This is a genomic window from Roseivivax lentus (genome assembly GCF_900156805.1).
Classification (GTDB): Bacteria; Pseudomonadota; Alphaproteobacteria; order Rhodobacterales; family Rhodobacteraceae; genus Roseivivax; species Roseivivax lentus.
The window spans coordinates 310,402-321,832 of sequence record NZ_FTOQ01000002.1 but is presented as its reverse complement, the minus strand read 5'-3'; the positions used below and the strand labels follow the sequence as shown (position 1 = coordinate 321,832).

The 11,431-nt window shown below is 66.7% G+C and carries 13 protein-coding genes; all 13 read left to right on the top strand.

What is annotated here, in order from left to right; genetic code table 11:
* Positions 1–15 precede the first annotated feature (15 nt).
* Positions 16–651 (top strand): DUF2306 domain-containing protein, encoded by a 636-nt coding sequence (locus BW990_RS05140; RefSeq protein WP_076445677.1) that lies wholly within the window; start codon positions 16–18, stop codon positions 649–651.
* Positions 648–968: a divalent-cation tolerance protein CutA gene (cutA, locus tag BW990_RS05135; RefSeq protein WP_143526083.1), complete on the top strand. Its 321-nt coding sequence runs from the start codon at positions 648–650 to the stop codon at positions 966–968. Before BW990_RS05140 ends, cutA begins: the two co-directional genes overlap by 4 nt.
* A gap of 9 nt (positions 969–977) precedes the next feature.
* Complete coding sequence (locus BW990_RS05130; protein WP_076445674.1) at positions 978–1,742, top strand: 23S rRNA (adenine(2030)-N(6))-methyltransferase RlmJ; 765 nt, start codon at positions 978–980, stop codon at positions 1,740–1,742.
* Between the two features lie 139 nt (positions 1,743–1,881).
* Positions 1,882–2,298, top strand: coding sequence for a tellurite resistance TerB family protein (locus BW990_RS05125; RefSeq protein WP_076445672.1), 417 nt, complete (start codon positions 1,882–1,884; stop codon positions 2,296–2,298).
* A 38-nt stretch (positions 2,299–2,336) separates the two neighbouring features.
* Positions 2,337–2,780 carry a tellurite resistance TerB family protein gene (locus BW990_RS05120; RefSeq protein ID WP_076445671.1) on the top strand — a complete coding sequence of 148 codons (444 nt, stop codon included), beginning with the start codon at positions 2,337–2,339 and terminating at the stop codon, positions 2,778–2,780.
* Between the two features lie 132 nt (positions 2,781–2,912).
* Positions 2,913–3,689, top strand: a complete 777-nt coding sequence (locus tag BW990_RS05115) for an ABC transporter ATP-binding protein (RefSeq protein ID WP_076445669.1) — start codon at positions 2,913–2,915, stop codon at positions 3,687–3,689.
* A 52-nt stretch (positions 3,690–3,741) separates the two neighbouring features.
* Complete coding sequence (locus BW990_RS05110) at positions 3,742–4,470, top strand: transporter substrate-binding domain-containing protein (RefSeq protein ID WP_076445668.1); 729 nt, start codon at positions 3,742–3,744, stop codon at positions 4,468–4,470.
* Positions 4,471–4,560: 90 nt separating this feature from the next.
* Positions 4,561–5,442 carry an ABC transporter permease gene (locus BW990_RS05105; RefSeq protein WP_076445666.1) on the top strand — a complete coding sequence of 294 codons (882 nt, stop codon included), beginning with the start codon at positions 4,561–4,563 and terminating at the stop codon, positions 5,440–5,442.
* Positions 5,439–6,245: an ABC transporter permease gene (locus BW990_RS05100; RefSeq protein WP_076445665.1), complete on the top strand. Its 807-nt coding sequence runs from the start codon at positions 5,439–5,441 to the stop codon at positions 6,243–6,245. Before BW990_RS05105 ends, BW990_RS05100 begins: the two co-directional genes overlap by 4 nt.
* Positions 6,246–6,571: 326 nt before the next feature.
* Positions 6,572–7,906: a glutamine synthetase family protein gene (locus BW990_RS05095; RefSeq protein WP_076446354.1), complete on the top strand. Its 1,335-nt coding sequence runs from the start codon at positions 6,572–6,574 to the stop codon at positions 7,904–7,906.
* Between the two features lie 58 nt (positions 7,907–7,964).
* Positions 7,965–8,651, top strand: a complete 687-nt coding sequence (locus tag BW990_RS05090) for a type 1 glutamine amidotransferase (protein ID WP_076445663.1) — start codon at positions 7,965–7,967, stop codon at positions 8,649–8,651.
* A complete protein-coding gene (locus BW990_RS05085; RefSeq protein WP_076445661.1) occupies positions 8,648–10,012 on the top strand; it encodes a glutamine synthetase family protein in 1,365 nt (454 codons plus the stop codon). The genes BW990_RS05090 and BW990_RS05085 overlap by 4 nt, the downstream gene beginning before the upstream one ends.
* Positions 10,013–10,120: 108 nt before the next feature.
* The gene (locus BW990_RS05080) at positions 10,121–11,425 is read left to right on the top strand and encodes an NAD(P)/FAD-dependent oxidoreductase (RefSeq protein ID WP_076445659.1); all 1,305 of its coding nucleotides are present in this window, start codon (positions 10,121–10,123) and stop codon (positions 11,423–11,425) included.
* The last annotated feature ends 6 nt before the right edge of the window (positions 11,426–11,431 follow it).

Genomic DNA, 11,431 nt, shown 5'->3' with positions numbered 1-11,431 from the left:
CCCATATCCCCCGCCATGCCCCGCCCGATCACCGTCACAGCCCTGCTTCTCGTCCTGATCGCCGCGCCCTTCGCGCTCTATTCGGCGGCCTTCGGGCTGCGCGGGCTCACCTCCGACCTCGCCGCCGAAACGCGGCTCTACACCACGCCCGGGCCGAACCTCGCCATCTTCACCCACATGATCGCGGGTGCGCTCATCACCGCGCTCGCCCCGCTGCAACTCATCCCGAGCCTTCGCGCCAGATACCCGCAGCTCCATCGCAGGCTCGGCTACACGCTCCTGACCGCCGCCGCGCTGACCGGCCTCACCGGCCTGATCTACATCGCGCTCCGCGGCACCATCGGCGGCCCGCTCATGTCGGCGGGCTTTGCGCTTTACGGCGTGCTGCTGCTCGTTGCCGCGGCCAACACCGTCTATCACGCCATCGACAAGGCCACCCTGCGCCACCGCGCCTGGGCGCTCAGGCTCACGGTGCTCGCGGTGGGCTCGTTCCTCTACCGGCTGCTCTACGGGCTGTGGTACTGGGCGACGGACGGGCTGGCCTCGAACGAAGCATTCACCGGGCTCTTCGATCAGCTGATGTTCGTGGGCTTCTATCTGCCCTTCCTCGCAGCCCTCGAACTCTATCTCAGATGGGAGGCCCGCCGATGACCGAGATCCTCAACGTTTTCACCACGATCGACAGCCGCGACGGGGCCGAGGCCCTCGCCCGCCGGGCCGTGACCGACGGCCGCGCCGCCTGCGTGCAGATCGAGGAGATCGCCTCGGTCTATCTCTGGGAGGGCGCGGTGCAGGAGGACCGGGAATTCCGCTTGCTCTTCAAGGTGCCCGCCCGGGGCTACGACGCGCTCGCAGCACTCATCCTCGCCGCGCACCCCTATGACGAACCGGCGCTCTGGGCGCTGCCGGTGGAGCGGGGCAGCGAAAGCTTCCTGAAATGGGTGGATGAGAGCTGTGCTGCGGGGTAAAGCGCGGGCATGCTGTCCTATCAACACGCCTATCACGCGGGCAACGCCGCCGATCTGCACAAGCACGGGCTCCTGGCCTGGATGCTCGACTACCTGACGCGGAAGGACAAGCCGCTGAGCTATATCGAGACCCATGCGGGCCGCGGCCTCTACGATCTCGACAGCGCCGAGGCGCAAAAGACCGGCGAGGCGGCGGCGGGCGTGGACCGGATCGCCCTGCCCGAAGGCCATCCCCTGACCCGCGCGCTCGGTGCCGTGCGCGCCGCCCACGGCCCCCGCGCCTATCCCGGCTCGCCGCTCATCGCCGAGGCGCTGCTGCGGGGCAGCGACAGCCTGCATCTCGCCGAGCTGCATCCGGGCGAATACGCCGCCCTCACCCGCAGCGTCACCCGCGCGCAGACCTACCGGCAGGACGGTTTCGCGCTGGCCCACAGCCTCGTGCCGCCCGAGCCGCGCCGGGGGCTTCTGCTCTGCGATCCCTCCTACGAGGTGAAGGCGGATTACGCCGCGATCCCGCAGCATTTCACCAAGCTCGCGCGGGCGTGGAACGTCGGCATCCTCGTCTTGTGGTATCCGATCCTGCGCGACGCGCGCCATCGCCCGATGCTGGCGGCGCTGCAGGAGCGTTTCCCGGACGCGCTGACGTCCGAGCTGCGCTTTCCGCCCGCGCGCGAGGGCCATGGCATGACCGGCTCGGGGATGTTCGTGGTTTCCCCGCCCTGGGGGCTTGCCGAGGCCGCTCGCGACCTGTCGGCCCTGATCGGCGGCGATTGACGCAAAGACGTGCTTGCGTAAACTTTGTAGACAAGCGCCCCGCCCTCGGACACTCTAAAACGCGGAGACGTGCCACGGCGCGGGTCTTTGCGTGATCGCCCCGCGACCAGATGGCCGGGCACAGGCCGGGAGGGCCGGAATGTCCAAACGTCTGCTCATGTGGATCAACGCGCCCCATGCCGGCTGGCTCGACCCCGCCGACACGCCGATGGCCCTGGCCACCCTGGCCGTGCACGCCGCCGAACGCGACCTTCCCGACGCCCTGATCGGCCCGACCGAGCTCGACCGCATCCTCGCGCGGCGCTTCGATCTGACCCGGACCGAGGCGTCCGAGATGCGGGCCTCCTGCGAGGCGCTGGCCCGTGCCGTCCGCTCGGGCGAGGAACTGGCCCGGCTGGTGATGAGCCATGTCCCCGAGGATGAGCGCCGGTCGCTGGCCGATTGCATGAATGCCGAACTGCGCGGGCGGCATCCCGACGCCACCCGGCTGGAACGCACCCTGTCCGCCCGTTTCGGACTGCGCCGACAGCGTAAGGGCGACCTGCACGTCAGCTGAGGCTTTGACAGCGCGGCGAAGGCGATTATCTGCGTTGCATGTTCAAGGATTTCCTAGACCGCCTCACGGCGCCCGGCCCGACACGATTGCCCGATGACGATGCCCGCCTTGCGCTTTCCGCGCTTCTGGTGCGGGTGGCGCGGGCCGACGGCCATGCCGACCAGAACGAGCTGGCGCGCATCGACCGCATTCTCGCCACCCGCTACGACCTGAGCGACGCCGCCGCGACCGACCTGCGCCGCGAGGCCGAGGCGCTGGAGGCCGAGGCCCCCGATACCGTGCGCTTCACCCGCGCGATCAAGGATGCGGTGGCCTACGAACATCGCATCGCGGTGATCGAGGCGCTGTGGTCCGTGGCACTGGCCGATGGCGACCGGGACCCGGCGGAGGATTCGCTTCTGCGCCTCGTGACGAACTTTCTGGGCGTCACCGACCAGGACAGCGCCCGCGCGCGACAGCGCGTCGCTGCGCGCGATGGCTGACCGGATCTGCGGCTGACCACGGGTCATCAGGGCCGGAAGCGGACGTAAATCGGGCTTTCGCATTGCAATATCTTTGCAAATCCTCTCATCTTTGGGTGTCGGCCCCGTGCCGTTTGCCAGTGAGAGTTCACCTTGACCAGCGAAACGCCCGTTCTCGACATCCGCGATCTGCACAAGGCCTATGGCGCGCTCGAGGTCATCAAGGGCGTGAGCTTCAGCGCCCATCGTGGCGACGTGGTCTCACTGATCGGCTCCTCGGGCTCGGGCAAGTCCACGGTTCTGCGCTGCGCCAACCTTCTGGAGGACAGCCAGCAGGGCGATATCCTGTTCAAGGGCGAGCCGGTGCGCTGGAAGGGCGCGGGCCATAACCGCCGCCCCGCCGATCCCAAACAGGTGCTGCGCATCCGCACGAACCTGTCGATGGTGTTCCAGCAATTCAATCTCTGGGCGCACATGACGATCCTGCAGAACGTCATGGAAGCGCCGCTGACCGTGCTCGGCCGCGACCGCGCCGAGGTGGAGCATGCCGCGCGCGGCTATCTCGACAAGGTCGGCATCGGCGACAAGGCCGACAATTATCCCGCACAGCTTTCAGGCGGCCAGCAGCAGCGCGCGGCCATCGCGCGCGCGCTCTGCATGGAACCCGAGGCGCTCCTGTTCGACGAGCCGACATCCGCGCTGGATCCCGAACTGGAGCAGGAAGTCGTGCGCGTGATCAAGGACCTGGCCTCGGAGGGCCGGACCATGCTGATCGTCACGCATGACATGAAAATGGCACGCGACGTCTCGAAACACGTCGTGTTCCTGCATCAGGGCCTCATCGAAGAAGAGGGCCCGCCGGAGACGCTGTTCCGCGCTCCGAAATCGGAACGGCTGCGAGGCTTCCTCAGCTCCACCATGGCGGAGTGAGAAGGCACCGGGCCGTAACCAAAAAAATGTCAAACTCAGGGAGAGACCAGACATGAAAACGCTTCTGATGGGAACCGCCGTCCTGGCCGTGACGGCCTCCACGGCCTTCGCCGCGGGCCATTCGGTGGTTCGCCTCGGCACCGAGGGCGCCTACCCTCCGTACAACTACCTCGACGATGCGGGCGAGGTCGCGGGCTTCGAGCGGGAACTCGGCGACGAGCTTTGCGCGCGCGCCGAGATGACCTGCGAATGGGTCACCAACGACTGGGATTCGATCATTCCGAACCTCGTCTCGGGCAACTACGACGCGATCATCGCGGGCATGTCGATCACCGACGAGCGCGAAGAGGTCGTGGACTTCACCCAGAACTACACGCCGCCCTCGCCGTCAGCCTACGTGGCCATGTCCGAGGATGCGGATATCGCGGGTGGCGTGATCGCCGCGCAAACGGGCACGATCCAGGCCGCCCACGTGGCCGAATCGGGTGCGACGCTGCTGGAATACCCCACCCCCGACGAGACCATCGCGGCGGTGATGTCCGGTGAGGCCGACGCGGTCATGGCCGACAAGGACTTCCTCATCCCGCTGGTCGAGGAGAATTCCGGCATGGTCTTCGTCGGTGACGACGTGCCGCTTGGCGGCGGCATCGGCATGGCCTTCCGCGAAAGCGACCCCGAGATGCGCGAAGCCTTCGACTCGGCCATCCAGACCATGAAGGATGACGGCACGCTGAACGAGATGATCGTGAAGTGGCTGGGCGAAGACAGCCCGCGCTTCTGATCCGACCCGATCCCGGAGGGAGCCGTGTGGCCCCCTCCGGCCCTGCCTCTTTCCAATTACGCCGTCCTGCCCTCACAAGACTGAGCGACGATGTTCGATTGCACCGATCCGAGCCAGCTTTCCGGCCTCTCCTGGCTGATGTGCTACCTGACGACGGGCAAGCACCTGTCGCTCTATATCTCGGTCGGCACGGTCCTGTTGCTGCTGGCGATCACCGCGCCCACAGCGCTTCTGTTCGGCTTCGGCGGCGCGTCGGCCGCGCGCTCGCGCATCCCGCCGCTGCGCTGGATCGGCAAGGGCTACATCGCCGTCGTCCGCGGCGTGCCCGACATCGCCTTCTTCCTGTTCTTCGTCATTGCCCTCGACCAGGCCTTCGAATGGCTGCGTCACAAGTGGAAATGCCCCGACTGGTCCGAACCGATCCGGCAGGGATCGGATTTCATCGTCTGCGCCGAGGCCAAGCTGCCCCTCGGCACAGCGCCGCAATGGGTGCATGAGACCTACGGCTTCTTCGTCGCCGTTCTGACCTTCGCCATCGTCTTCGGGGCCTTTGCGGCGAACGTGCTCTATGGCGCCATGCGCGCCGTGCCACGCGCGCAGATCGAGACTGCCGAGGCCTATGGCCTGTCGCCGCGCCAGACCTTCTGGCGCATCCTCGTGCCGCAGATGTGGGTCTTCGCGCTGCCCGGCCTCTCGAACCTCTGGATGGTGCTGATCAAGGCCACGCCCCTGCTGTTCCTGCTCGGGATCGAGGATATCGTCTACTGGGCGCGCGAGCTGGGGTCCGCCAAGACCCCGCGCTTCACCGATTATCCCCATGGCGACTGGCGCATGTGGTATTTCCTGGCGCTGCTGATCTTCTACCTCGCCTTCACCCGGGTCTCCGAGATCGTGCTCGACCGGATCATGGGGCGGCTGACCCGGGGCCAGGCCACGCTTGCGGGCGAAGCGCAGCGGAAGGCGGCGGCATGAGCTGCACCCAGACGATCATGGATTACGGCCTGCGCTCCGTGGGCATCGGCGAACGGCTGTTGCCGCGCACCGACTTCACGCTCTGCCAGCAATTCACGCTGATCGGCTCCGGCATGATCTGGAACATCTATTTCGGCGTTGTCGCCCTGTCCTTCGGCTTCTTCCTCGCCACGGCGGTCGCGATGGGCAAGGCGTCGCATAACCGGCTGATCCGCAAATCCTCGGAATGGTTCATCTTCGTCTTCCGGGGCTCGCCGCTCTTCATCCAGTTCTTCTTCGCCTATTTCTGCTTCCTCGCGCTGAAACCCGTGGCGCCGTTCTTCGACGTGCTGTCCTCGGCCTGGCTCGGCGCGCTGATCGTGCTGTTCCTGAACACCGCCGCCTATTCGGGCGAGATCTTCTACGGCGCGCTGCAATCGGTGCCCAAGGGCGACATGGAGGCCGCCGACGCCTACGGTCTCTCGGGCTGGCCGCGCTTCCGGCGGATCACCTGGCCCACCATGCTACGGCTGGCCTGGCCCGCCTACACCAACGAGGCGATCTTCCTCTTCCAATCCACGACGCTGGTGTTCTTCTCGGGGTTTCCGGCCTGGCAGCAGCGCGGCGATGCCCTCTATTACGCGAGCTATTTCGCCGACAAGACCTTCAACCCCTTCGTGCCCTACCCGATCCTGGCGGGGTATTTCATCATGCTGACGCTGGTCATCATCTCGATCTTCGGGCTCATCAATCGCCGACTGAACCGTCACCTGCCAAGCGACCGGCGGCAGCGGCTCAAGATGCGGATGAACGTGATCCGATAAGGCATGATCGGTCTCGCAGGCTTCTGAGAGAGACAGCCCCGGGCCGGTGGATTGGTTCACGCGGCACCTGAGAGCCGATCCTTCGAGGCCGGAGCGCCGATGGCGGACGGCAGCCTTGGTGCGCGCTTCGAGGTCTCTGCAGCCTATAGCCGCCCAGGCTTTGAGACACCGAAATCCACGCTCAGACACACGGCACCATCCTGCCCCGGACCCGATCCCGCGCCACCGAAGCGCCAACCGCCCCGGAACCTTCCCCTTGCCAGCCGTCCCGGCCCGTGACAAATTTGATCAAATTCCATGAAGGTCGTCCCATGTCCTCGCTCACGATGAAGAACTACCTGCGGAAGCACCCCGAGATCCGCACCTTCCGGGTTGCCGCCTGCGACCTCAACGGCCAGCCGCGCGGCAAGCGCGTGCCCTCGCGGTTCGGCGACAAGATCGTCGAGGACGGCACCCGCTTCCCGATGTCGGTGCTCAATCTCGACATCTGGGGCGAGGATATCGACGACAGCCCGCTGGTCTTCGAGACCGGCGACCGCGACGGCGTGCTGCGCCCGACCGAACGCGGCTTCCTGCCCATGCCCTGGCTCGAGGCGCCGACCGCGCTCCTGCCGATCTGGATGTTCCGCGAGGATGGCCGCCCCTATGAGGGCGATCCCCGCCATGCGCTGCGCACCGTGCTCGACGGCTACACCGCGCGCGGGCTGACCCCGGTCGTCGCGGTCGAGCTCGAGTTTTTCCTGATCGACGATTCGGGCCGCACGCTGGAGGTGCCGATCTCGCCGCGCTCCGGCAAGCGCCGCAAGGCCGCCGAGACCATGTCGATCCGCGCGCTCGACGCCTTCGACACGTTCTTCACCGATCTCTACGATGCCTGCGAGGCGATGGATATTCCCGCCGATACCGCGATCTCCGAAGCCGGGCTCGGCCAGTTCGAGATCAACCTGATGCATTGCGACGACGCGCTGCGCGCCGCCGACGATGCCTGGCTCTTCAAGATGCTGGTGAAGGGGCTCGCGCGCAGCCACGGCTTCGCGGCCTCCTTCATGGCCAAACCCTACGAGGATTACTCGGGCTCGGGGATGCACGCGCATTTCTCGGTTCTCGACCGGAACGGCGACAACATCTTCGACGATGGCGGCCCGCTGGGCACCGATGTCCTGCGTCACGCGATCCAGGGCTGCCTCGCCGCGATGAAGGACAGCGCGCTGATCTTCGCGCCGCATCTCAATTCCTACGACCGGCTGGTGCCCGAAGCCCATGCGCCCACGGGTCTCTGCTGGGCCTATGAGAACCGCACCGCGGCGCTGCGCGTGCCCTCGGGCGCGCCCTCGGCGCGGCGGATCGAGCATCGCGTCTCGGGCGGCGACGTGAACCCCTATCTGTCGCTGGCCGCGATCCTCGGCGCGGCGCTCAACGGGATCGAGGACGGCATCGCCCCGCCCGAGCCCATCACCGGCAATGCCTACGCGATCGAGATGGACCACATGCCCGACAATTGGTCGGACGCCATCACGCTGTTCGAAGAAAGCACGATCATGCCCCGCATCTTTCACGCCGAGCTGATCCGCAACTACCTTCTGACCAAGAAGCAGGAGCGGCACTACATGGCCGAGCTGTCGCCGAAAGAGCAGGTGGAAATCTATCTCGACACGGTCTGACGCTTGTCCCCCGGGCGGCTCTCGCCTACCTCTGCTGCAAACCAACACCCGGTGATCCATGAAAATCGGCATTCTTTTGACCGGCCTCCTGCCGCCCGAAATCGCGGAGCGGACGGGCGAATACGACGCGCTCTTCCGCGATCTTCTGGACGGGCGCGGCTTCACCTTCGAGACATGGCGCGTCGTCGACGGCCAGTTTCCCCCGGGCCCCGAGGCCGCCGATGGCTGGCTCATCACCGGCTCGAAGCACGGGGTCTACGAGGATCACGCCTGGCTGCCGCCGCTCGAGGCGCTCATCCGCGACATCTACGCCGATGGCCGTCCCCTCGTGGGCGTCTGTTTCGGCCACCAGGTCATCGCGCAGGCGCTTGGCGGCCGCGTCGAGAAGTTCGACGGCGGCTGGGCAGTGGGGGCGACGGACTACGATTTCGCCGGTGAGCCGCTGAGAATCCATGCCTGGCATCAGGATCAGGTCATCACCCCGCCCGACGATGCCGAAGTGGTCGCGGGCAATCCCTTCTGCCGCTACGCGGCGCTGCTCTACGGCCAGCGGGCCTATTCGGTGCAGGGCCATCCCGAATTCGACGACGCCTTCATCACAGACCTGATCGAGAAACGCGGCCCCGGCGTGGTGCCCGACGCGCAACTGGACGCGGCGCGCGCCAGCCTCGGCGTGTCCCTCGACCGGGCGCGCATCGCCGATCAATTCACCCGCTTCTTCCATGGCGAGGAGATATCCGCATGAGCGACGACTGGACCGCGCACCTGCCCAAGGCGGCGCAGGATTACCTTGAAAACCGTCGCCTCGACGAGGTCGAGTGCATCATCTCGGACATCCCCGGCATCGCGCGCGGCAAGGCGGTGCCCGCGTCGAAATTCGCCAAGCAGAAGACCTTCCACCTGCCCGATTCGATCTTCTTCCAGACGATCACCGGCGATTGGGGCGAGGCCGCCGACGAGGACGAGGGCTTCATCGAACGCGACATGATCCTCAAGCCCGACATGGGCACGGCCACCGCCGCGCCCTGGACGGCGGACTGGACGCTGCAGGTCATCCACGACGCCTATGACCGCAAGGACCGCCCGATCCCCTTCGCCCCGCGCAACATTCTCAAACGCGTGGTCGAGCTTTACCGCGCCGAGGGCTGGCAGCCGGTCGTGGCGCCCGAGATGGAGTTCTACCTCGTCGCGCGCAACGTCGATCCGGCGCAGGACATCAAGCCGATGATCGGCCGTTCGGGCCGTCCCGCCGCCGCGCGCCAGGCCTATTCCATGACCGCGGTCGACGAATTCGGCCCGGTGATCGACGACATCTACGATTTCGCCGAGGCGCAGGGCTTCGAGATCGACGGCATCACCCAGGAAGGCGGCGCCGGTCAGCTTGAGATCAACCTGCGCCACGGCGATCCGGTGAAGCTCGCCGACGAGGTGTTCTACTTCAAGCGGCTCATCCGCGAGGCCGCGCTGCGCCACGATTGTTTCGCGACCTTCATGGCCAAGCCCATCGCCGAAGAGCCCGGATCGGCCATGCATATCCACCATTCGGTGAACGATATCGAAACCGGGAAATCCATTTTCTCGGGCCCGCAGGGCGGCGAGACGGACGCGTTTTTCCACTTCATCGGCGGTATGCAGACCTATCTGCCCGCAGCCACCGCGATCATGGCGCCCTACGTGAATTCCTACCGCCGCTACGTGCGCGACCACGCCGCGCCCATCAACCTCGAATGGGGCCGCGACAACCGCACGACAGGCATCCGCATCCCGCTTTCGGGGCCCGAGGCGCGGCGCGTGGAAAACCGGCTCGCAGGCATGGATTGCAATCCCTATCTCGGCATCGCCGCCTCGCTCGCCTGCGGTTTTCTCGGCATGAAGGAAGAGCGCTGGCCGTCGAAGCAATACAAGGGCGACGCCTATGACGGCGAGGGCGACCTGCCCCGGGTGCTGGGCCAGGCGCTCGAGATGTTCGAGGCCTCGACCGCGCTGCACGAGGTGCTGGGGCCTGAATTCGCACGCGTCTACAGCATCGTGAAACGTTCCGAATACGAGGAATTCCTGCAGGTGATCTCGCCCTGGGAGCGGGAACATCTGCTGCTGAACGTCTAGGGGCGCCTTTGTAAAACGGCGCGTCGGGGCGGCGAGGCTGGGGGGCTGTCTGCCCCCCAGACCCCCCGAGAGGTATTTTTGGTCCGATCGTGACAAAGAGGCGCTTCATTGGATCTGCTCTACTCAAATGACAAACGCGGGGAATTCCCCGACAGCTGGTACGCCGCGACCGCCGACCTGCCCGAGGCTGCGGCCCCGCTCAGGGGCGAGACGCGCGCGGATGTCTGCGTCGTGGGCGGCGGCTATACCGGGCTCTCGGCGGCGCTGCATCTCGCCGAGGCCGGGATGGACGTGGTGCTGCTCGAGGCGCATCGCGCGGGGTTCGGCGCATCCGGGCGCAATGGCGGGCAGCTCGGCTCCGGCCAGCGGGTCGACCAGATGTCGCTCGAGGCGCTGGTCGGGCGCGACAATGCCCGGCATTGCTGGGATCTCGGCGAAGAGGCCAAGGCGCTGGTCAAGAACCTGATCGCAAGGCACCGCATCGACTGCCATCTGCGCCCCGGCGTGGCGGAAGCGGCCTCCTCCGCGAAGGGCGTGCGCGAGCTCGAACATTACGCGGCGCATATGGCCACGCGCTACGATTACCCACATATCGAGACCTTCGCGCCCGAGGAATGGCGCGCGCTCTGCCCCTCGCCCGCCTATCGCGGCGGTATCCTCGACCGGGACGCGGCGCATCTGCACCCGCTGCGCTTCGCGCTGGGGCTGGCCGAGGCCTGCCGCAAGGCCGGCGTGCGCGTTTTCGAGACAAGCCGCGTGCATCACATCGAGGACAGCGCCCCGGTGATCGTGCAGACCGATGGCGGCCGGGTCACGGCGGATCACGTCATCCTCGCCGCCAACGGCTATCTCGGCGGGCTTTCGGGCGATGTCGCGCAGCGGGTCATGCCGATCAACAATTTCATCGTGGCGACCGAACCGCTGGGCGATGCGGCGGCACTGGTGCTGGGCCGCGACGTGGCCGTAGCCGACGACCGCTTCGTGGTGAATTATTTCCGGCTCAGCCACGACAAGCGGCTGCTCTTCGGCGGCGGCGAAAGCTACGGCTATCGCTTCCCCGAGGATATCCGCGCGCTGGTCTCCAAGCCCATGCTGCAGGTCTTTCCGCATCTGCGGGACGTACGGCTCGATTATGCCTGGGGCGGCACGCTGGCCATCACGATGAAGCGGCTGCCCTATATCGCCCGACCCGGCCGGCGCATCCTGTCGGCCTCGGGCTATTCCGGCCACGGGGTCGGCACGGCGACCCATGCGGGCAAGCTCATGGCGCTGGCGATCCGGGGCGAGACGGCGGGCTTCGATGCCATGGCCGCGCTGCCCACGCCGCGCTTTCCGGGACGCGGCGCGCTGCGCACACCGCTTCTGGTGCTGGCGATGAGCTGGTACGCCCTGCGCGACCGGATCGGTCTTTGAGCATCA